Here is a 24147-nt window from a genome sequence, read left to right on the forward strand (position 1 = left end):
ATTTCAATTTAATATTAGCTGAGCGATCGCGGCCATATCCGCAATATCAATTACATTGTCTTGATTGTAATCAGCCTTCATATACGTACTGTTCCAGTTCGCATCGGCGGATGTTTTCCCATAATAGGAGCCAACTATAGCAAGGTCGCCTATACTGATCCTGCTATCCGCGTTTAGGTCTCCTCGTTTTTGAATCTGAACCGCATGAGAAATGCCTGCCACTTCAAACTCATCTCCTTGACTGTTTGCAACCACAATGTCACTTAAGGCGGTGACCGCTTCTGTGTTCTGAGTCGAAGGCTTAGCTTTGAACGTAAATTTCAACCAATCCCCGTTAGGTGCAAGCCCCGTCCCTTGTGCTGCTGCAATGACTCTTACTTTCCCGGGTTCAACTGCCTGATGGCTAAGCACAGCAAATCCTGACTTCAAAGAAATAGCATCGATAAATTCTAGCTTCGTTGAATCAAATGTAATTACCAGGTCCTGCGCGTAGATGTTTTCAAACCCATTCACATTAAAATCTTTCAGTCCGTACGTTAGCCCAAACTCTTCCCCATTGTATATTTGGTCGTCACCAACAAGCGTCGACTCATTGCTGGACTCCGTAACCTTGTTGATAAAGAAATCATCCAAATAGACATCATCTAGCGAACCGTCTGACTGAAAATACATCATTGCGCTGCTAACCGTGCCTGTCCATGTAATATTCTCAACACCTGTGATCTCAGTAAAATGCTCATGGCTTATCATCGTTATAGGTGCCGTAAACCATCGTGACCCCGCGCTATCCGTAATATTTATCGTTACAAATCCCCCGGCTGAGTTATTAGCGTACTTCGCCCATGTCCCAAAGGAATAATTACCTGGTCCTTTTACATTTAGTAAGCTTGTAATGTCTTGATTGGCTCCCGCCCAAGTATCCGTTCGATTAAAGGCCCAAAGCGAATAATTCCCCGAATGTGCATAGATATTGCTCACATCAATGGAAGCCCCTTGTGCAGCCCATGGCGCTATCCCCTCTTCAAATCCGGGATTAACGAGCTCAGTAATATCTGCTAAAGTTGAAGCGCTTGCTACGTTGGATAAGAGAGATTCATTAGGAATGCCATTTACTGTTTTCACAGCAAAATAATATAGGCTATCGGCCGTTAAAAAAGGCACGGTAACGGACTGTGAAGTGCCAGACGATTCAGGGAATGGTCTATTTCCTACTCTTGTAGCACTTGACCAATTCGCATCGGTAATCGGCGAAGTCGAGTAACGGATATCATAACGACTCGCTGTGCCTGTTGCCCCATCGCTTCCTGATGCCGTCCAAGTTAATACCGCCTTGTTATGATCGATGGAACTAATCGCAAGGTCCGTAATAGCACCAGGCAGCATGGAATCACTTGCAGAATCATGTCCGCCATTTGTAAAAGCTACTGTTGGTGCCCAACTGATCACATCATGGTCTGTGCTTGTCCCGCCATTATTAACCTCAAACCGTATAACATCATTCTGGTTAACAGAGATCGCATCCAAATTCGTCGCGTATCCTGCCAAATCGTCGGATGCGATTAATTGTGCAGCATTACCGGCTGGCCAAATGACTTGACCGTTTTTGGTTATGCGGGCTAGTGCACCGTCACCACCGATTTCATTCTTAAATACTTGCCCTCGAATACTAATCACGCCATTATATGGAGCTGTCCATGCGTTAGAGATCCAGTGGTCCGCTGAATCGGAAGCGCTTAGATTAAACTGTGAAATATGACCGCCCGCAGTCCCGTACCATTTCTCCGCCAGGTCATACGTCAAGCTCGCATAGCTAGTACCATCGAACAATTGGTACGACCAGTTTCCTGTAGTTCCTGTCGCTCCAAACTCATTCGCAGCATTGTTGATTTTGCTAGCGGCCGGAATGAAAACATTATTCGATATTTCCGACCATTCGATAAATTTACTTTCATCAATAATGAATTCATTCTCGAAGAACAGGCTGTCTTTAATGGTTCCAGTTGTTTGCCCCGTATCGCTCGTTGCCCAAATGGCCCCTCCCCCATTACGGACAAACGTGTTGCCTATCACCTCATTGTTGCTATTAAAATCAGTACCGAACCTGTCGGGAACGACACAATTACATAGCAGCCATTCCAAAGCTCCTCCATAATTATTAGCAAAATAATTGCCTCTGAAATTATTGGAGTCATTTTTCCCTTCGTTATCAATCGCGGATTGATCAGTCGAGCCCGTGTCTGGTGTATTTAAAAACAGATTATTGGCTATCGTCATATTCTGAGTCCCGAATAGAAAGCTTGCCGTCGTTCCACCACTCTGATTTGCGTTGGCCGCTTTGTCTATCCGATTGTCAATCCAATACGAATTTTTTGTACTCATAAATACGAGAGCTTTGGCGGAAATGTCCTGCAGTTCGTTATTTTTAATTAGTACGTTTTGGAATGTGCTCGTCGGTGCAGCAGAGTTATTATGCATGACAACAATCCCATAAGAGGTTGTTGGCCCGATCTCGTTATGCGAAATCTCTACATCCTTCACCAGCCACTGTCCTGAAGATGGAGTAACCGCGTTATCAGCACTTCTGACTTGCACCGCGATTGCATTAGGCCCTCCCACCATGCTATGGATATAATTATTTCGAAAAACAATGCCTTGATGGCCGGTTGTCGAGTACAGAAACTGCGGTCCTATGCCTGCATGACTGAACTCCAAATTGCGGACTTCCCAGAAATCAGCATTCAGTAACGTAAGCGTCTTATCCGTCGCGTTGTTGCTGCCACGAATAACAGGACGATCACCTGTGCCATAAGCATCGACAACAATCCAACTGCTTGGCGTGCCTGTCCCTCCGCTAGGCTTGAACTCTTGCGTCCAACTGCCTCCCCGCTCAAGATAAATCGTGTCTCCTGCTGCAAATGTCTTGGCATTTACATTCGTGAAATCACACCATGGACCTTCGTTTCCAGCCGTGAGCGTTCCGGAGTTCCCCGTGTTCTCATTGCTGCAGGCATTATTACTTATGTAATAATTGGCCGCATATGCTGACGTAGGTGTGTAGAACAACACAACTAGCATGACAATGAAACTAAAACCCATTACATAATAAAAAAATGATGCTGTAAGCTTACTTCTCATCCTGTTCTCGCCCCTTCAAATTATGTTATAGGGTATCGTGGATTCGCACTTCAAAATGATACCGCTTACAATAAAAATGTTATCATATTCATTTGCTCCGGATAATGGATCACCCTTACATTTATAGTCTTGTGATGACTATAACGATCTATATTGGGTCATCGCAGAGGAACCTGATCGAATTTAAATAGGAAACACGAATAAAGATCGTCACCTATTCGACACAACGGCCCAATAAGCATGACGATTTGTAATCTTCCAAAAAGGGCTGTAGTCATTTCGCATAATGAATACGAGCATGATCCAGTATCATGACTATCTTTCCTTGTGGGTGCGCTTCAACCACCATTTGTAGGAAAGACTGAAATGTCTCTGCGTTATGTTGCTCATCTTCTTTCCATAGAATTTGACCCGTCATATCATCCAGTACAGCTAACAATTTGACGCCACGATGTTTGCCTGTGGTCTGGATGATGCGTTGTTTGCTTTTAAGAACCCATGTATGCTGAAGCGCTTGGTAATCCCGGATCATGGACTCATCTTCGAAAAGCAAATGAGCAATATCTTCGTCCATTACTCTTTTTGCAAAGCAGGAAACGCCACTTCAGTAAAGACTTGCTGCTTGGCTTCATCCGCAGCAGCTAGGGTATACGTAGGTTTCGTAGCCCCTGACCTCATCGCAGCTAGCGATGTGCTCTGCCACCATCCGGCATTTATCAGCCCCCACTCCCCCCTCTACTACTTTTTTGCACACCCATTTTCACGACTGGTTAACCAACAAATGTATACCTAGGTATGGGGCATAGTGTTGGCGCCGCGACGACGAGAGGGTTTATTGAAACCGTGGCTGGAGTGGGTACACAGGGATATTCAGGAGATGGAGGGCCCGCTTTAAATGCAAAACTGTCCCAGCCAACTGGAATAGCAATCGATAGCGTAGGGAGCATATATATATCAGACTCGATGAATCATGTTATCAGGAAAATGGACTTAGCAGGGAATATTACCACCGTTGCGGGTACAGGTTCCCATGGATACTCGGGGGACGGAGGGTTAGCCATATCTGCTGAGCTTAATCTTCCTAGAGGATTAGCGTTCGACAATAACGACAATCTATATATTGCGGACAGAGATAACCATCGTATCCGAGAGGTTGATTCAGCTGGAAAAATCAGTACCGTAGAAGGTACGGGTACAGCCGGATATTCAGGAGACGGCGGTTTGGCCATGTCTGCTTCATTAAATACACCCGTGGCAGTCACGTTCGACGGCAAGGGGAATTTATTATTCACGGATAGATTAAATAGTTGTATCCGTATGGTTCATTCAGCGACGGGTATAATCAGTACAATTGCAGGTACGGGTGTTGCCGGATTTTCGGGGGACGGCGGATTAGCCGCTTCAGCACAATTGAAATATCCAGTAGGAATAGCAGTAGATAGAGACGGATATCTGTATATATCGGATACTACGAATCTACGTATCCGAAAAGTTAACCCATTGACAGGAATAATCAGTACCGTGAAATCAAATTTGAGATATCCTAGTGAAATAGCGGTTGATAGCGCAGGAAATGTGTATTAGGTTTACGCAAATGTATACAGCCTATCGAATAGCACCTATGCTGTAATTCAGCATTCGATCACCTTCAGGGACGTAACAGCGCAATGGGCCAAGAATGCTGTGAACGACCTAGGCTCGCGCATGGTGGTGAGCGGCGACAGCAATGCTCTGTTCCACCCTAACCATGACATAACCCGCGCGGAGTTCGCGGCGATACTCGTTCGGGGCTTGGGACTGAAGGCGGATAACGGCGCAGCATCCTCTTTCTCGGACGTGAAGTCGGAGGCATCGTACAGCGGAGCTGTTAAAACCGCTCATGCCTATTATCTGGTCAATGGCTTCGGGGACGGAACCTTCCATCCTGCGGCCAGCATTACGCGGGAGCAGGCGATGAAGCTGACTGGGCTGGATAACAAGCTTGCTGCGTCTCAAGCGGAGGATGAACTGCTCAAGTCTTTCGCGGATGAGGGCAGCATAAGTGCATGGGCAAGAAGCGGTATTGCAGCTGGCATACAGTCCGGAATCATCTCCGGCCGCTGCGGCAAAGAGCTCGCTCCAAAGGCGTTCATTACGAGAGCGGAAGCTGCCGTGATCGTACAGAAACTGCTTCGGAAATCCGAGCTAATTGAATAATAGACGCAGTTGATTGGAGGCTGCTTCAGAGGGGATTACGCAACCTTTTGGAGCAGCCTCAAATTTTAAGCGGAAGAGTCTGGTCGCATTCAGCGTTTCTTTCAATTATTAATCCAATATCTCCAGCTCAAATCATGGATGTTGCTCCTAAAGGAAAATTTAGATGCCAGGCTCCTCCATTTGAAGCATTCCTTTGAAGCTCTTTTCATCCCCTCCGCATGGACTGAACCCCTGACCTCATCGCTGCCAGCGACGCGCTCTACCAGATTAGTCGCTTTCACAACCATTTACTAATTTAAACATACGAGATATTTTGGGTTCTAGTACGTTATTTAAAAGAATATGTGGGGCAGCATTTGTAACTCCTAGTTCATTGGCTATGTTAGTTTCAGTGTACCACCATCAACAAAAAGGAGGTAGCAGATGCAAATCGTATTGATTCACTAGTAACAGCTTTTTCGAAAATTAGGACTTTAGAAACAGCTCACAAGGATAAATTACATTAAAAGGGAATTATTCGACATTATCTCCTACTGAACCTATGGGAAATAGAGTAAATGGAAGTTTTAACCTGATATCTGTACATTACTGTCGTTGTTTACGCTTACCTCAGATTTGATCCAATATTTCCCTTAACTTATACTGTGAATCATTATACTAATCATCCAGATAGAAGCAAAAAATTAAATATATTGGATAAGAGGAGATGATAGACTTGTATTCGCATTTAATCAGAACGTAACCTATCGCACTCGTCTACTCTTTATTACTAGCGTTCAGCTTTTTGATTACTTTTGACTTTTAGACGGTAGTGCTCGGAACTAAAAAAGAAACGATTACAAAGGAGAGATTACGATTATACATACTTATTCCAAATTTAAAAAAACGTTGTCCGTCGCTCTAGCCTCGACCTTGCTTTTATCATTAGGTACTTTGTCAAATGGAGCATACGCTTCAGAGAGTGGACAGTCCTTTCCGACGAGTACATCATTCTCAAACACTGCAACTTCAATATTCGAAGAAAAAATTGTTGTCAAACTTAAACAACAAGCCTTCCTTCCAAGTAAAGAAGGAAAACTTCAATTGCAACAAGAAGTATCGCCGCTATCAACTGTCCCAGAATTATCGTTTGACCCGCTAATCTCGCAGCAATTCTTACCGTCAGCTAACAAAGGCATTACTGCTAGTCCGTTTGCATCCGTGTTTGATCGCTATTATTATTCCAAAATCCCTACTGGCGCTGACGTCGAACAGTTGTTACTAAGGTTGCGAAGCTTGTCGCTCGTTGAGGAAGCATATTTAAGCAAAAAACCAGAATTAGCCAATACACCTTTTCCGAACACAACAACTGTCCTTCCAGATAACGATCCACGCTTCTCATTACAACGTTATGCGCAAGCAGATCCTCTAGGTATTAACGCTCCGTATGCTTGGCAATTTGAAGGTGGCGATGGCAAAGGCACCCAGTGGGCCGATGTCGAGTGGAGTTGGGCATTAAATCATGAAGATCTAGCCGCTCATAACATACAGCTTTTGCCAGGCGGCATTAATGATGGAGATGGTAGTCACGGTACGGCTGTACTCGGGGTTGTATCCGCGGTTGACAATGCTATCGGCAATATCGGGCTAGCTAACAAAGCAACGCCCTATGTATCCTCTTTAGTTCGTTCAGGTGGCGCAGCAGAAGCCATTTTAGCGGCCACACAAGTATTATCTCCGGGTGACGTTATTCTGCTCGAATTACAGATCGGTTTTGGCGGTCCTTGGTTACCTATCGAAACACAGCCAGCAGAGTTTGATGCAATCCAATATGCAACAAGCTTAGGTATTGTCGTTGTAGAAGCGGGAGCCAACGGTGGTGCTGATCTCGATCAGTACCAGCATTGGGATAATAAATACATCTACAATCGGGATCTCCCAGATTTTAAAGATTCTGGTGCAATACTTGTAGGAGCGGGATCATCAACTGCACCTCACTACAGACTCGACTTTAGTAGCCATGGTAATCGAATCGACGTTTTCGGTATTGGTGAGAACGTTGCTACCTTAAGTTCAACAAGTACTGCTTCGACAACTGGTTATACCGACTATTTCAATGGAACATCTTCCGCTTCACCTGTCGTTGTAGGTGCGATTCTACAACTGCAAGGGATCGCTAAGGCTACATTCGGCGAGCCGTATTCGCCAGCTGAAATTCGTAGAATACTGAGATGGTTACCATTCAATACCCCGACTTCCGATATAGCAAATGATAGAATTGGCACCCTACCGAATTTGCAACAAATTATATCAAATTTACCTAAGCCAGGTGCTGTACCTAACGATACAGTAGCACCACTAGCACCAACCAATTTAGTTGTTAGTACTATCACTGACACAGTTACCTTGAATTGGACAGCTTCTACGGACAATGTTGGATTGATCGGTTATGACATTTATATGAATAACGATCCATTTGCTAAAGCAAGATCGACTAGCAACTCCGCTACGATCAGTGGATTAACAAGTGGTTCATATACGTTTACTGTAAAGGCTCGGGATGGCTTTAGTAATTTGTCTACGGAAAGTGACTCGGTGACGGTTCAAGTTGACGCTTCCCTTACTCCATGGAGCGATTCCTCCATTTATGTTCAAGATGACATTGTTTCTTATAACGGAGTGAAGTATAAAGCCAAATGGTGGACGCAAAATCAACCTCCAGATCTGAATAGTAATCTCTACGATGTTTGGACTGTGCTCGGTCCTTACTAAAAAGATTTCAAGCCGACTTGGGCATGTAGATATCCGTACTACAATGAATATTTACGGTCACGCTCTACAATCGATAGATCAGGCCGCTGCCAATACATTCAACCCTATAATGTCTCCGAAAGCAGAAATTATCTCAAAAGAAACGCTACGTAATGGCATGCCGTTTTTTCGTCCCCTATTCGTCCCCAAGATATATATTTTGATGATATTGCTTTAATGGTATACCTCTAAAAAATGTAAAAACCCTTGATTCCTCAAGGGTTTTTACATTTATATTATGGTGGAACCTAGGGGGGCCCTCACCCCTGACCTCATCGCTGCAAGTAATGCGCTCTCCCGTATGGGGATATTACACTACCCTAATTTATCTAGCATTCGACGGGAGGGGCGTTCCATTCATTCACGATATACACGCATCAACTCATTAAGGCTCCAATGATTCGGCTACCTTCATGGCCTCATCGCCCGAAATCGGACCGGACACGCCATACTGAATGCCGTCAACCACCCAGAACAGCTCCGTGAACTCGGCTTGCTCGAAAATAAAGCCGTCCGCTCCGCCCACTTTGGTCTGTGTGAACAGCTCCGTCGGGAACGCCGCCGGCATGCGGCTCGCGCTGAACGTCACCGTCTTATCACCCGAGCCGTATGTGAAGTTTAAATCTCTGAGCGGTTGGTCCTTCATTCCCACGCCGACGATCTCAGCCAGCTTGAAGCCTTCCGGGGCGACTTGAGGAACAAGCACACCGGAACCGAAAGCTGCTTTCGCTGCCTCCGCCGTTCCTAACGGAGTTGTGATCAATTGGGACAGCTCCGAACCTGTGGCTCCTCCGTTACCGGGCAGCACGATTCCGGGCGAATTATCCGTTGGCGTCGGGACTGCGTCGGGCTCTTGCAGCATCGGCAATCCCGTCACTATGACGACTGCCGCGACCAGCGCTGCCGCTCCTGCAGTCCAGGCTTTCGGAAGAACGAATCGGCGGCGGCGGCTCTGCTCCGCAGTGGCTTGTTTCCTGATCTTCTGTTTAACGCTATCGCTCATTTCCATTCTAGAAAACAACATCTCATCCAACTCCTTTTGCAAATCTTGACGTAAATTACGCTCCATGTCCGTCATCGGTTGTCTCCTCCTTGCGCATTTCCCGAGCCAACGCCTCGCGAGCCCGGTGCAGCCTGTTTCTCACGGTACCCTCAGGCGACGATGTCGCTTTCGCAATTTCCCGTGTGTCCAAGTCCAGATAATAATATAAATACAAAGCCTCCTGATACGGCAGAGGCAGACGCAGCATATGCCGCAAAATCTCGCTTTTCTGCAATCTTTTAAGCGCTTCTTCTTCCACGTTGAATATCCGTCCCCGTTCCATCAGGCTCGGATCGGTCGGCTGTTCCGTAAACATCCGCACGCCCATCTTGTCCCGGCAAACGTTGATAGCGATCGTCGTCAACCAGGTTTTAACCGCGCTATCTCCACGAAACGAGTTCCAGTTGCGATAAGCGCGAAGAAATACCTCCTGACTGATATCCTCGGCAAGATGCTGATCGCCGGTATAAAAATAAGCGGTGCGCATGATCGTCGAGCCAAAGCTTTCCATCAGTTGCTCTAGAGCTTGAGAGGGATCTTTCGGGAAATTCCCCTTGTTATTCGAGCCGGCCAGCTTCACTGAATTATCACCTCCACCTATTAGACGGCCTGAGCGCATTTTTCGCTGCACTGCGTTTTAAATCTGACAGTCCAATTAGGATTTCGCGAATTTGAGCTTAATTCCCTATACTCCTTCTAGCTTGAATTTCATACGATAAAAGCCACATGAACAGTATGCCTGTTGATGCGGCTTTTCGACTTCATCTTTAGTTTAAAAAATCCCCAATATCCGTTTATACTAACACTATTTTATCTAGATGACCTCTTAGCTGCCAGTGATGCGCTCTGCCGCCATAGTTGGTTTCACTACCCAGAACAACCATTAAAGCTCTAGCTGAGATCCGTTACGATCTCCTCATGTAATTTCTTTATTTCTTCAGAATCCTTAAATTGGATTGTCCACAGTAAATCAGACAGCTTTTTTAAGGGCTTCTTGGCGATACTGAACAGGCGTCATATAGCCTAAGGTTCCATGGATACGATGCTTGTTAAACCAGTTGACGTAATCATATAGTTCGAGTTCCAAGTGACGAAGGCTCTGGAGGTTCATCTGGTTCACAAACTCTGTTTTCATGATCTTGTAGGTGGCTTCAGCCACCGCGTTGTCGTACGGACAGCCTTTCATACTTAGCGATCGACCGATTTCAAACGTCTCCAGAAGCTCGTCCATCTTTTGATTTTTGAACTCACTGCCACGGTCGGTATGAAACCATTGAATCTGATGTAGATCACCCTTATCGGTCGCGAAGGCACGGGTAATCAGAGCAGTGTCCTCACTCGGGCCTGAACTATGACCAATGATTTCTCGATTAAACAGATCCACCAGCACACAACTGTAATGCCATCGGTTCTGGACTTTCACATACGTCAAATCACTGACGACGAAGCGTTTGGCTTCCGTTTGCTCAAACACCCGCTTTAAAACATTCGCCGTCGTTGCTTCGTTACATGCCTTTTATGAGGCTTAGATTGTGCCACCGTGTAGGTGGAAACGAGCCCTTGCTCTTTCATGATGTCTCCAATGCGAGTTCTGGAGACGATCAACCCACGCTCATGGAGCTTCACTTTGATCTTGCGTGTGCCGTAGGCTTTTCGATTCTTGTGAAAGATATCCACAATAGCTTCGGTGACATCGTCTTCAGTGGCTCGTTCTTGGGCGTCATAATAATAGGTACTTCTTGCGATTTGTAGGACGTCACACATGGCTGATACCGAGTATTTATCCCGATTATTCTGGATGATAGCTACTTTCGTCCCATGATCAGCGCAGCTTGCTTTAAAATATCTACTTCCATTTTCAGACGCTGGTTCTCTTTTTGCAAAGCGATCAGCTCATTTTCTTCTGATGAGCGATTGTCCTTCTCTTTGAAGGAACCCGTCGCCTGAGCTTGTTTGATCCAGCGGTCTAAAGCTGAGGCTATGAGGCCATATTCCTCCACAAGGGCTGCTCTGGATTTTCCATTTTCATAGAGTCCCACCATTTGTTTTTTGAATTCTGCTGTAAAGGTACGTCGTTGTTTTTTTGGCATTGTAGAGATTCGCTCCTTAACATGATAGGTTTATTCTACAAGCCCTTATTTTTTCTGTCCAACTTAGTGTAGCCGATCCAACGATTCTGCACTAAAGTGCAGGGGATCGTTGTTCTCTCGTTAAGCTCAGTATCGCTACCCAAACATATCTATGTTGTTCGTGCTTTACGCATTTTGCTGATGATTGTTACTGCTACGGTAATAGTAAGAATCAGTAGAGCTGCAGCTCCGCTCAGTAAAGGCAATAGATCGCCGATGATCTTGTATACGGTATGTTTCTGATCTGATAGAGGAAGCTCTGCGGTGAAGACAATGCCGTGATCGCTATCCAAATCGTTCATTTCTGAGACCTCCCGGCCCTTCGCATCATATACCGCACTCATTCCGGCATGTGTGACGCGCAGAACCGGCATCTGATTTTCAATCGCTCGAAAAGCGCTGATTTCCGTGTGATAAGGTGTAATCGACTCCCAATCGCTGGATGGAATAATGAATATATCAGGATTGTGTAATCCGGCTTCGCGAATTCGGTGCGGGAAATCCGCATCGAAGCAGATCGCTACCGCAATTTTCCCAATGGCAGTCTCGACAACTGGCACTGCCTCTTCGCCTTTATGGAAGTAGCGCTCCTCCCCGGGTACTAAAGAAAATTTAGAGTATTCCGCTTTTATCATGCCATCTGCATCAATAATAACCACTTGGTTATCCATCTTCGCTCCATCCGGTGCGTTTATTCTCACATATCCTACAACCAAAACCGCTCCGTGCGCTGCCGAAAGTGACTGCAAACGTCTCAGAAATGCCTGTTCCTCTTGTTCCAACACAATCGAAGCTCCCTCCGACCAACTGATCAAGCTGCTACCACGGTCGAGCTCCTGCTCAGTACGTAGGAATAAGCCTTCATTTATACGGTTTATCTGTTCGACTAATACGGACTGTTCCGCTAGTTGATCATAAAAACCTGTCTTTTCCCATTGGTCGAATAAATGTTGTATTGTGTCATCCCATATGATCCGATCCGGTGTAATACCTGTCACCTTGATCGTTTCTGCCTGATTCTGTCCCGATTCCAGCACAACGCCTCCTCCGACAAATAGTAATAATACTGTTACTGTACTGATCAATAGCCGTTTATGTTGTCGAACACCCTCGCGAAATCCGGATTGAAACGTATATGCCAGCAGCGAGGCGAACAAATACTGGATAAATACGATCCCCCATATACCAAACACAGATGCCAACATCGCAAGGGGTCTTATCGCCAATTGACTATATGCGGTAGAATTGAATGTCCCGAACGCGTTCCCATAGCTTACAAAATACTCAAATGATGTCATCAACAACGGAAAAAATAACAAAGCTGCTGCATGTCTGGTTTGGGTGACCACCCATTTATTTAACAACAGCAACACAATCAACATAACGGTAGAAATCAACACCGTGATTGAATCAACTACGAGACCGCCAGGAATGACGCTTCGATTGGAAATGATCATCACGACACTAACGAACGCAAGCGCGATCGGGACTGAATGCTTCACCCTCTCTCTATACATATAGTTCAGCAGTAAAGCTGGCGCTAACCAAGCCGTCAACACATAGAGATTCGAAGTAATTGGCACCAAATAGAATAAACAGACAGCAGCTATTAACCAGATATTCGAATTAAACCGCACATCATTCACTTCCTTTCATTCTTGCCCTTACTGTAGCAAAGAATCGCAGGTCACGTTTGACGTTTATTGCTCTCATTTACAACATATATCGAAAGGGCTACTGAACCGAAAGGTAAATTTCCACCTCCGCATCGTCTGAGTAAGGAGATTGAAATGTGGGTGCATACTTCTCAAGCAGAAGCTCGCCTGTCAGTTTCGCATTTGAAGCAGGAATGCGGTATTGGTATAAAAAATGGTAGGTTGAGAGAATGTTGTCCTTATTCGTTTGAAACAACTTGCCCCGATGTACAAACTTCATCATGTTCAGCCCGTTTAATTCGATTCGCTTCATTCCGGCCGGGATACTCCCCCACTCCTTCACTTCGACCGCAACCATCTCCTTAAAATAAGCTGTTTCGCCGATGTAAGTAATATCGTAGCACAGACGGAATACGGTATCCGATTTCCGGTTAGGAATTCCTTCAGTTTGCTGAATGAACGATTCGATAGACGGAAAGATTGTGCTCACATTCTCGTCGCACGACAGTCGTTCAATGCCGACGAGCTGTAAATTCTCAATCTTTTCACGATGGTCTGTTACGACCACATGACCATGTTTAGCTTTAATATCCAACCAGATCGATTCTAAATCGATTCTCGAAGACAGCTTCTCCAACCGGTGATTCTTGCCTGCATACTTTGAACGATATTTTGCGGGAGGAATCTGATACATTTTTTTGAAATTGCGGCTAAAAACCTCCTGTGAGCCAAAACCGTACTTAACCGCAATATCCAAAATACTGCCGCGATCTTTTCTTAATTCAGCAGCAGCCCAAATCAACTTCCTCTTGCGTATGTAATCGTATACCGTTATACCGACCACTGCTGTAAAGAGACGATAGAAATGAAACTTCGAGATATAGGTCATTCCAATCAGCCGATCAATGTCGACTTGTTCCTCGATTTGGTCTTCCACTGAATCAACAAAACGCTGAATCGCCTGTAGATAATCCATCGCTATCCCCCTCTTCAACGAAAATACCCGCTTCAAAATCACTTATATTGATCATAGAATACTGAGCAGAAATCGGCAATATAACAACCAAACTCATCTTTATTATCGATATACTATTCCAAGGATGAAGTAGAAAAGTACCCTATACACAGAAAACCTTGATTATAGGCTGATGAGCCGTACTCGTCGAGAACTTTTGGCAGAAGATTCAGACGCCTTAGATTTCATCTCCTAGGCATTCCACTATGTAAAAGTAGGGTAAGACGGGGAATTAATTCCCCCGGACTCCCCCTCAAACCGTGCATGCGTATTTCCCGCACACAGCTTTCCTACGTCAGTTCCCCATCTTCATGAGTGAGTCGTCTTCACCCGTCACCGGGCTGCATAGCATTGGATGTCCAAATTCTGATTATATGGCTGACGAAGCCGACTCGATGAGGACTTTTAGCGGTAGATTCAGACGACGTGCTCATGCGTTTGATGTTGTTCCTCGTAGCGTCTCAACCACTTCCTCCGCGCGGAATGAACCCCGGGGTATTAAAATTCCGAATGAATGGTCAACGATGTGTTTCAATGAAGCAATTCGCAGCGGTAAATTTCGATGCCGTGCTCCTCCGCATTCGCTTCGTGCGCGCGGTCTGCCCCCTTGGCAATCCATAAAAAAACGCCATCACGTAATGTGATAGCGTTCCTTTTTGTACGGAGCCTAGGGGGACCCTCACCCCTGACCTCATCGCTGCCAGCGATGCGCTCTACCACGGATGGTCATTTACACACCCATAAAGAACCTAATTGCTTGATAATTGCTCCCTATTTCTATTCCAATGTTCTTTAATGCTTTGAATATCACTTAATCTATTTTTTTTCTCAATTGCCTTTTTACGAATATGCTCAGAAGGAATCCCAATTTCCTTTAAAATATAATACTCAACCATTATCTTTAAATAGAAGGTCACAAAATTAAGGTCCTCGCCTGTTACTGCCTTTTTAGCTAAAGATGTATCGTAGTGTGTGTGATAGTTCCTTGTATTTCTAACTTTATTCACAAACTCTTCTGTTTTATCTGTTCCACCAATAAATCGCAGATGATTTGATTGGTCATAGCTTAGATCAAGTAGTCGATCTTTTAATGTGGGTTCATTACTAAAGCTAAGCCTCTGCTGAAGCCATTCTCTATGCTCATGTGGTACTGACTCTAGAATAGCATTTGTTCTCATCTTGTGCTCATCTTTTGGTAAAAGAGCGTTTTTTCTTGTCCTTCTATGGTACGACTCAAGCGCTTGAACTAAACTTAAAAAATGTCGTTCAAGTGACATTTCACTATAATTTAGTGTATTCAGGTATAGTTCTATAATAGGTTCGAGTATCTCCCATTTTTCGAACCAATTATGCATTATCTGAGAAAAATCATCTTTTATGTCCTTCAAACTTAAAAGAGTATCTCTTGGGTCAATCGTGTTGTAGGAAGATCCATCCACAAAATTACAATTATACACTGATATTTTTTTGTAGATCTTTCGAGAACTATCTCCAAGAAGTTCATACTGATTTGGATTATGTCCAAAAATCTCTGTATAGTTCACTGCTGTTCCAATTCCTAAACTAACAAATCCTATAAACGCATTTATAATTTCTAAATTTTTCTCAAGTGTTTGTGGTACTTTGTGATTTATTGAAACGTAGACCTTCTGAGTTACTGTCACGTCTTTTTCCACAACTAAAGCAAAAGGATGTGTTAAACCAGTTTCTATAGAAATAACTGTATTCTCATCATAATTAAATTTCATTACTTCTGGTTTTTTATAGGTTAATGAGAAATCACAATTATCAACTGAATATAACTCAAATCCTTGAAGAAATGCCCATTCATCTAAGTTACTAAACCTGCAAAAAAAATCATGGAATACAATTTCATTCTTAGATTTTATGTGAATACCATCCAATGCATATTTTGCAGTGATAACTGTTTTGTGTTGCCAAGAAGACCCGACATTAATATTTTCACTCCGTACTGAACAACTAACAAGTGTAACCTTAGAGCCAGATGTAGTTACTCCGGTAATAGTTTCTATCTCTCTCATCAATCCAATTGATTTTTCTGAGTAAACGATTAGATTAATGAACCCATCAGTAGGGTTTAAACGAAGGATACCCTCAACATTATCCTTATGATATCCTGAGATATTCCAAACACCCGACACTTCAATAGTCTTGATTGAAGCCACCTCCTAATACAAGAAATTACTCTATCTCGATTCGATAATAATCGTAACTCAACATCACAAAAATAGCCAGATACTATAATAAATTTGATGAAAAAGACCCCTGTCATCAGGAGCCTCATCAATCTAGTTATAGCTTTTACTCAAGTACCCTATCCAAATCTACCAGACCGTTAACCTGGCTGGACGCCCATCGTACCAATGAACTGGCTGATCCATAGCTTGACGTTTTACAACTTGAATTTTATTTAATGTCACCTGACTTCCATGTTCCCTTATATTTAGTCGTTCCATCTTTGTTATATAGCGTGCCTTTGCCGTCATACTCCCCATGTTTTAATTCCCCCTCATACTCAGGTTTTCCATCGGAAAAGTATAAGACACCCTTGCCATGATAGGAATTATTTTTATAGCTCCCCTTATAAACAAGACTTCCATCCAATCTGAATGATTCACCTTTACCATTTTTATTATTATCATCAAATTCCCCATAGAAAAGCAACTTAGTTTCTAATGCAGGAATATCAGGTATAATGATTGGCGTTTCCATTGATTGCAATTCAGTTTCGACTTTTTCAATCTTACTCTTGTTATCTTCAAGAAACTTCAATATATACTTTGACTCATATCGCTCAACTTTTTCATCTAAATAAGCTTCAATATCAATTGGTTCATTGACTATTCGTTCTATACCCTTTCCACTATATTTACCTTTTTTGAAGTACCCTTCATACGCAAGATAGACAATCCCATAATTATCAAGAGAACCATAATATTTTCCATCAAATTCTGAAAATACATCATTATATAAACTTGAAGCTAATTCAAATTCCATTCCAAACCCGTTATAGTAGCCATCCTCAAATTCCCCCATATATAGCGGTGCATAAACTCCTACCCAAAGACTAGAATACGATTTCCGAAAAAGTGTTCCATTTCCATGTGGCTTACTATCTTTTGTTTCACCGATGTAGACATACTTTAAGGGGGAGGTTTGTAAAGTCCTTTTGAAATAATCTGTACCTAACCATTTATTTTCAAGTTCGAGGTAGATCGGTTCGTATTCTTTTAAAAGCGATTTTTCCAATGACTTTCTTTGCTTCTCAAACTCGAATTCCCTTTTTTGAGACGGTTGTTTAATATCCTCAATCATCTCGGGTTCAACGGAGGGAGTAGTCTGTTCAATTTTAGCTGATGGCTCTGGAGAAACTGTAGTAGTAGGCTCAATTTCAGTTGTGGGCTCTGGAGAGACTGTTGTAGGCTCGATAACTACAGGTTCAGGCGAACTATCTACATCCTGAATAAGATTAGAAGTTTGTTGTTCATTAGTTACATCACTAGCAGCCTTGGTTGAAGTGTTATTTGAAATTCCACTACTTTCATCCATACCAAAACGTACCACTGAAATAATAAATAGGATACAAAAACCGAACGTAAACAAACTGTAGTACCCAAATACGCGAAGTCTAGATTTTTTTCCCCAGAACATTGCCCATTTAGGATTGATAAGTCCGATAATCAGTAAACATACAGAAGCAAATATTAAAAGCATAGTTAATAAAACAAATAGTATACTCATGAATGTCTATGTTCCTCCCAAATAATTTCTAGTTAAATTGTACCACAAAAGGAAGTCGTAGTATCTATAAATCACCATATTTATAGAGAAAAAGCCCCTTAATCACAATAGGGAGCTCTCCTCAATCTAGTTCTATATACCTTACTCAAGCACCTTATCCGAATCCACCAGACCACCAACCTCAACACCCATCGTACCAATGAACTGGCTAATCCGAAGTTTGAAATGCACCTTGATTTCGTCTCTACAAATCTCGATACCGCCAATAATCGTTTTAAGCATCATTTTCTTTTGTTGAGCAGATGCCTGATTAAACACCGTGCGCCAGTTGGGAATGTGTTGCTGCAACGTCTCCAGTTCCTTGCGTTCGATTCGTTTTGCTTCAACCTTACGTCTGGCTTGCTCTACTTGTTCTTCCAGTTCAGCGATCTTTTGACCTGTTTCTTCAATTAACTCACCAAGCAACTCACTAGTAAATTTACCTGTTCCTTTGAGGGAAAGCTTGACCTCAGCCTTGTACATCTTCATTTCTTCTTGGGCATCATCAAGCTCTTTGCTTAAGCGTTGAAGCTGGATTACATCTTGATCCCCATTTCGTTTTTTCACCTCGTTCAGTTTCTTAGTCAAGTCAACTCGCTCCAAGTGATCCAGATACCGCAGTACTTCGTCAAGCACTACGCCTTCTACTTTATTCTGAGAATAAGTCGTTTGTCCTTCACAATAAACTGCTTTTTTTGATGCTATACCGTAACAACGGTATTTCAAATATTTATACTTCACTTCCGTTCCGTCTTTTAGCTTGCCTTTCTTTGTGTTTGGTGTGGAAGAAATCGTATGCCCGCAATGTCCACAACGCACGAGTCCAATCAAGAGCATATCACCTTTTGTATTCTTAACCACAACCTCAACGCCCAGCTTCTTGCGTTGTTCTGAGTTACGTCCTGCTCGGATCTCCTGTACCCGATTCCACTTTTCTTCGGAGATAATAATGAGATCAGGATTTGCCACATTTGAACGAACTTCCTTTTCCTTTCCTCGTGCATAACTCATGTAACCTGTATAAGTCGGATTTTTCAGAATCGAACTAATTGTATTGGATGCCCACGGCTTTCCCTTTTTAGTCGTTATGCCTTTCTCGTTCAACATCTTTGGAATTACATATTGTCCATACCCCTCCAAATCAACCCAATCAAATATTTGCCTGATTACAGTGGCTTCTTCTTCGTCAATTTCCATTTTAAGCAACTCTTTACCTTTCTTGTTGTACTTACCCGAGGGAATCAACTTATACCCGAAAGGCACTGAACCGCCGCGATATACCCCTTGTTCGACCATTTGTCGATGCGACTCCGTTACTCTCATAGAAGTCTTTAAACTTTCACCGTGAGACTGCCAGAAGCGTAAAAAGTTCGTAAAGCGATCCATATGCTCATCGAATTTTTGTTGCCCTTCTTTTACCGACCATACCTCAACCCCAGCGAGTTCAACCAAGTCTTCCAAGTAGGATGCCGAATCTGTATCCAAACGCCCCACTCGGTCAAACATAAATACAAGCAGGATATCGAATTGTTTATCCATGGCATCTTTCATAATTTGCTGTAGTTCATCACGATCTGCTGACTTCTTCTTAAAGCCCGACACCCCTTTTTCCGCATACTCCTTAACCAAAAACCAATCCGTTTGTTGATCAATATAGTTTAAACAGGCATTCCGCTGAGTGGGAATATCCTCACCATGATCGGAACGATTAAGTTGCTTTTTGGTAGATACGCGATATAACACCGCTACACGCTTAAACGATTTTCCTACCGCCGTTAATTGCTTGATCAAACCTATATTTTTCTTAATCAAATCCGAGCTCGCAACATTCCAAGGTTGTACCAAATGTTCTTCTAAAATAGCCATTAGGCTGCCACCTCCGTGAGGGTATTTTCAATCATTTACAGAACGTATGTTTGTATTACCATGTTTTTAAGTCGCTGGCTAGTCCATCTGCATCCATCTGCATCCATATGCGCAATAAATTGCACACAATATATCTACAATCGCAAACCACACCTAATTCATATTAATTTCATGTTTTTACTTTGAATTAGGTGTGGAAAGCGCTCATCCGAGCAAGTCTTCTACATTATTTCCGATGGTGCATCGAAAGCATCATCAGGACATCGTCCCAAGTACCTTCATCCATAAAAGCTAATTCCGCAAGATATCCAGACGAGAACTCCTCCAACTTACGGAGATTAATCATTAGAAGCAACCTCTCCACGGATATATGCGGAAGTGAGCAATTCTATTAAATGCTCAGCAGCACCCAACTCCTCGCGAAAATCTAATTGCACCCACATCTTATGTTCCAGATTAAAACGACGAAGACCCACAATTCCTCCATTCACGCTAATAACCAAGTATTCCGTACCATCTACAATTACCTTCTCTTCAGTGGACATGAGAGCCACCCTTTCGGATTAGGCTAGGAGCGACTAACCCCTGCCCACCTATGAATAAGGTCAACTAATTTGTGCCCAATTAAAGCCAACTCACAATTTACAACATATCAGAAGCGTGAATATTTTTTTATATAATCCACAAGTGCCTCAAAAGCAAACGGAGAAGCATTATTCACCAGAGGAAATTGTCCATCGAGTGTTACTAAGCTAACCGTACCAGAGAATAAAGAACTCCAAAGCTGAACCCCGATCCTACTATCCCTACATAATCTTGCTGCATCTATTGTCAAAACCGCATCAAAATGGTTACGCTGGGCATCCTCAATTAAACGAGTGAGACCAAGACGTGTATGCACCATAGCACTAGAATTATCGGTATAAATCCCCGCAACCTCCCAGCCCTTAGCACTCGCATACTCCAACAGAGAAGACACTTGATCAACTAAGCCATGTCCCTTGTTAACACGTACATAGATGCCCACATTTTTTACGTCCTTAACTGAAATATTTTCCAATGTACTTTCCTCCTAAGAATGAGTGAAAAAACAATTAAGATAAAGAGTCCATAAAACGTTGACAAAGCACTAATTATACAAAGAAGTCTCTAGTCCCCAATAACCATCCGTCACTACCTCACATACATAAGCATCACCCCAAGCCGCTTTATTTTTTGAACATTTTTATAAATTAAAGTCGACCAAATTATCCCTAAGTAGAAAAACAGTCGAGCAGCTAAGAAAAAATAAAAAAAGACAGCCAAACGGTCGGAACGACGAGGAATCGCTCTATCCGCTTGACTGCCTTCTAAAGTGCTTTAAAACACAAGTAAATGAAATCGCCACCTAACCGAAACGCCGACCACTAAGCATCCATCACCTCGTCCTTAACTCTAATTTATTTGAATGTTTTTGTAGGTGTTTTTAGAGCATCTACTGTACTATATACCATTTCGGGCAGTATAGAGGGCGGTAAACCAACAAGCTAAGCTGCAAAACCTACCAATATATGAGTATTTACAGCCCAGAGTCAGGTAGCAGATAAAGACATCCGGCAGACCGTCCCAAACACCAGAAAATGAGCTACACAGTCTGATCCAAGAAAGCTACAAAATATCGGATGCTAACAAAGACTCTGTTTCACCCCTAGCCTTCAAGGCACGAAACAAAACAGACCGCGACACTCCCGTCACCACTTTTATTTCAGAGATTGAGTGAGTCTTCGAGTCATATAGCTTTAACGCTCTAGCAATCGCTTTATTGTCGGTTTTTGGACGACCACCAATGCGACCACGCTCTCGGGCAGCTTGAATGCCTTCATTTACGCGATCACGTAAATTATCTCGCTCGAACTGAGCTAAAGCGGCAAGTACCGCCAAAATTAGCTTGCCCGTTGTTGTAGAAAAGTCGAGATTTTCTTTTAAGGACACAAATTTGATGTCCCGAGCATCCCAATCGGACAGCAACTTCAACAAATCCTGAGATGAACGAGAAACACGGCTAAGCGATTCAACCACTACCGTATCTCCCGAGCGAAGCACCTGCTGGAGTAAATCAAGGCTGGGTCGTGAGAACTTTGTACCGCTAATTTTGTCAATAAAGATATCCTGCTCGGATACCCCATAATCTGAGAGAAGATCCACTTGGCGGTCTACAACCTGACCGAGTGCCTTGCTGATACGAACATAACCAAAAATTTTACCAGTCATCCTCTACCACGTCCCATCCTTTTTCAGGCTGACCGAACGGTCATAAAGAACCTAAAAAAAGATCCGCATGGAAGACGGAGCCATCGAGTCGCAGCCCCTCACTCACGAGACCAGAAGGGAGGTTTTCGGCACTCTAATTTCGGGAATAGTATAGGGAGCGAGGAACACGCCAAAAACCACCGCAAGAATAAACTTAAGGAAAATCCATAAACCAATAGTTTTTGAGACGGCTTAAAAGAAAATACCCCTATACGGTGCGAGACCATAGAGGGGCTGCTGCTGATTTCCAGAAACAAGGCTAACGATAAAAGGGATTTCCGAATGACTCAATCGAACGAATAGAGAACAATGGCACTGTCAGAAACTGCTGCTCATTCGCCAAATCAGGAAAAGTTACCTGCCCAAAGCTAAGTGGATTCATCCACACATCTTGCATACGCGCTGCTGCGTCCTGCTCGTCCGTCCCAAGCCAGCGACTCGAAATGGAAGGATGAACCGATGTGTAAACTACCTGATCTACCCCTTCAACGGAGTAAACAAGTTTCCCGCGATGACGATGCAAAAACTCAGCAATGAAATCAGCATAGTTCGAAACCGCATAAACAGGGAGGATGATCGCCTTGCCAGTGCTAGTAGAAATACGATGCTTAGACAGGCGGAAGCCGTCAACGTCAGGCAATACCTTAACAACCCTAAACTGCCCACTCTCTAGCTCAGCATAGCTATTTGAACATTGCTCCTTAAACGTATCCAAATGCTTCTTCTGGTCACCAAGAGCCATACGGGAACGCATCGCAAGAAGCACCGCTGCATTTTTTGTGGCAAAGAACCGTTCAACCCCATCCTTCGTCTGCACCTCTACATAGCACAAGCTACTGCTAAGCATGTACGACGATATCAGCCGCGACTTGAACTGCTTAGCTACCCCAGGCGGCATTGAAAGCCCTTGGGAAGCAAGCTCCGTATAACTGGAAAGGGCGACCTGCTCATCCATGGTTCCTTTTTCATTACTAAGTTCACTAAGGTCTTCCGAACGAAAACAACGAGGAGTCAAATTATTTGTAACGAGAACACCGCCATAGCTCCCGCGAGCAGACATCTTACGATGAAAGATGTTATTTACATGCAGCGATTCAGGGTGTACGCCTCTATCCAGATAAACAAAATGATTTAGAGTTTTCATATCCCGTTTCCCCCTTGAGAGCGTGTAACAAAACACGAATAGTTGAGAATCAAATGCATGAAGTGTCGATAAACGAACGTCTGTCTAATGCGAAAAAACGCATAATATTTTTTAAGATAAACTGCTAAGTCGGATAGCCATAAATAAAGTCGTCATTTTTCGCCAGAACTACCCCTGCGCTGTCAAGTTCACCGAGTAACAATCTCTGCAAGAGAACACGATCAGACAGATGACTTCCCCTAGGGCTAGACGAAGTAATAAGATACATAAGATGTCCAAGCTTTTTCCCGTCCACCATGCCTACCAGCTGTTCCAAACGAGAAACGCTGTACTGTTGGAGCAGCTCGAGCTCCAACTTACAATCGACAAGATCAATACTTACATCCTCCACAGCTTCGATACGACTAGGTAACCCCATTAGCATCGATGAAAGGGAGAGATTGCCGCTGCAAAGAGAGAACTGACTCTTAGCTTCAATAAGACGACCCGCGCGAATAAGTTCAAGAGTATTTAGCCCGATACGTGTCCGCAGCTTCTTACCCGCATAACTAATGGAAACATGCAAGGACTGCACTGAAACTCCGAACTGTCGTGCCGTCGAAGAATAGTTATAACGGTTACGAAGGAACGCTTTAACCTTTTCTATCGTTCTCGCATGACTCAGCCACTTAAAGCTGTTGACATAGCTGACGATAGAAAGAAGCAATTTTAACCGCGCTACGTCAAGTGGGTCAGCATCCTGACCTAAACCCAACAAACGATCCTTGACCGCCTGTACGTCCATTTCCAACGATTCAAACGCATTCATAACAGACAAACCCCTTCCAACAACCAAGAGCCTACAAGAGCAACTGTAACGCCAAAACCGATAAAAAGAGCACTTAATAAAACTTTTACCACCGATGCCGTTAAACTTAAAAAGACTTAAAGAAATACAAGACAGATACTTAAAGAAATCACCCCCACTGTTTGACGAGCCAGCTTTGTTTTTTTGAATTCCCTAGAGCCACAAGCGAAAATCCCAGCGGCATTAACCGCTCAGCAAATTTTGCACTGTCAGTGGCATAGAGCGTTGCCATAGCGAG

16 protein-coding genes and 2 pseudogenes are annotated in these 24147 nt (G+C 43.5%); 3 read left to right on the forward strand and 15 right to left on the reverse strand.

All coding sequences use genetic code 11. The annotated features are described in order from the left end of the window. Window positions 1-3: 3 nt before the first annotated feature. On the reverse strand, window positions 4-3135 hold the full coding sequence (locus tag ACSR9A_RS13455) for a carbohydrate binding domain-containing protein (protein WP_473757688.1): 3132 nt from the start codon (window positions 3133-3135) through the stop codon (window positions 4-6). Between the two features lie 277 nt (window positions 3136-3412). Then, window positions 3413-3798, reverse strand: a pseudogene (locus tag ACSR9A_RS13460) (transposase); the annotation flags it as partial. A 180-nt stretch (window positions 3799-3978) separates the two neighbouring features. Between ACSR9A_RS13460 and ACSR9A_RS13465 the strand changes: the two are divergent. From ACSR9A_RS13465 to ACSR9A_RS13475, 3 genes are all read left to right on the forward strand, one after another. Next, window positions 3979-4719 carry an NHL domain-containing protein gene (locus tag ACSR9A_RS13465; RefSeq protein ID WP_473757689.1) on the forward strand — a complete coding sequence of 247 codons (741 nt, stop codon included), beginning with the start codon at window positions 3979-3981 and terminating at the stop codon, window positions 4717-4719. Window positions 4720-4776: 57 nt separating this feature from the next. Continuing rightward, entirely contained in the window at window positions 4777-5331 is a 555-nt protein-coding gene (locus ACSR9A_RS13470; RefSeq protein ID WP_473758005.1) for an S-layer homology domain-containing protein, read from the forward strand. A 1083-nt stretch (window positions 5332-6414) separates the two neighbouring features. Then, entirely contained in the window at window positions 6415-8082 is a 1668-nt protein-coding gene (locus tag ACSR9A_RS13475; RefSeq protein WP_473757690.1) for a S8 family serine peptidase, read from the forward strand. A 424-nt stretch (window positions 8083-8506) separates the two neighbouring features. On the opposite strand, the gene ACSR9A_RS13480 is transcribed toward ACSR9A_RS13475, so the two are convergent. From ACSR9A_RS13480 to ACSR9A_RS13540, 13 genes and pseudogenes are all read right to left on the reverse strand, one after another. Beyond that, the gene (locus ACSR9A_RS13480; protein ID WP_473757691.1) at window positions 8507-9199 is read right to left on the reverse strand and encodes a DUF4367 domain-containing protein; all 693 of its coding nucleotides are present in this window, start codon (window positions 9197-9199) and stop codon (window positions 8507-8509) included. Further along, window positions 9180-9743, reverse strand: coding sequence for an RNA polymerase sigma factor (locus tag ACSR9A_RS13485; protein WP_341278337.1), 564 nt, complete (start codon window positions 9741-9743; stop codon window positions 9180-9182). Before ACSR9A_RS13485 ends, ACSR9A_RS13480 begins: the two co-directional genes overlap by 20 nt. Window positions 9744-10133: 390 nt before the next feature. Beyond that, window positions 10134-11253 (reverse strand): annotated as a pseudogene (locus ACSR9A_RS13490) (IS3 family transposase). 149 nt (window positions 11254-11402) lie between these two features. Then, entirely contained in the window at window positions 11403-12938 is a 1536-nt protein-coding gene (locus ACSR9A_RS13495) for a nitrilase-related carbon-nitrogen hydrolase (RefSeq protein WP_473757692.1), read from the reverse strand. Window positions 12939-13026: 88 nt separating this feature from the next. Continuing rightward, window positions 13027-13923 (reverse strand): AraC family transcriptional regulator, encoded by an 897-nt coding sequence (locus ACSR9A_RS13500; RefSeq protein ID WP_473757693.1) that lies wholly within the window; start codon window positions 13921-13923, stop codon window positions 13027-13029. A gap of 788 nt (window positions 13924-14711) precedes the next feature. Beyond that, window positions 14712-16124, reverse strand: a complete 1413-nt coding sequence (locus ACSR9A_RS13505) for an ApeA N-terminal domain 1-containing protein (protein ID WP_473757694.1) — start codon at window positions 16122-16124, stop codon at window positions 14712-14714. A gap of 265 nt (window positions 16125-16389) precedes the next feature. After that, window positions 16390-17724, reverse strand: a complete 1335-nt coding sequence (locus ACSR9A_RS13510; protein WP_473757695.1) for an MORN repeat-containing protein — start codon at window positions 17722-17724, stop codon at window positions 16390-16392. Window positions 17725-17865: 141 nt separating this feature from the next. Then, the gene (locus ACSR9A_RS13515; protein ID WP_473757696.1) at window positions 17866-19629 is read right to left on the reverse strand and encodes a recombinase family protein; all 1764 of its coding nucleotides are present in this window, start codon (window positions 19627-19629) and stop codon (window positions 17866-17868) included. Window positions 19630-19967: 338 nt separating this feature from the next. Further along, a complete protein-coding gene (locus ACSR9A_RS13520) occupies window positions 19968-20174 on the reverse strand; it encodes a hypothetical protein (protein WP_473757697.1) in 207 nt (68 codons plus the stop codon). A 107-nt stretch (window positions 20175-20281) separates the two neighbouring features. Continuing rightward, window positions 20282-20689 (reverse strand): recombinase family protein, encoded by a 408-nt coding sequence (locus tag ACSR9A_RS13525; protein ID WP_473757698.1) that lies wholly within the window; start codon window positions 20687-20689, stop codon window positions 20282-20284. Between the two features lie 587 nt (window positions 20690-21276). Next, on the reverse strand, window positions 21277-21879 hold the full coding sequence (locus ACSR9A_RS13530; protein WP_473757699.1) for a recombinase family protein: 603 nt from the start codon (window positions 21877-21879) through the stop codon (window positions 21277-21279). Window positions 21880-22177: 298 nt separating this feature from the next. After that, a complete protein-coding gene (locus ACSR9A_RS13535) occupies window positions 22178-23062 on the reverse strand; it encodes a hypothetical protein (protein WP_473757700.1) in 885 nt (294 codons plus the stop codon). Window positions 23063-23186: 124 nt separating this feature from the next. Continuing rightward, window positions 23187-23870 carry a hypothetical protein gene (locus ACSR9A_RS13540; protein ID WP_473757701.1) on the reverse strand — a complete coding sequence of 228 codons (684 nt, stop codon included), beginning with the start codon at window positions 23868-23870 and terminating at the stop codon, window positions 23187-23189. Window positions 23871-24147 lie beyond the last annotated feature (277 nt).

This window comes from Paenibacillus sp. R-74696, assembly GCF_055814915.1.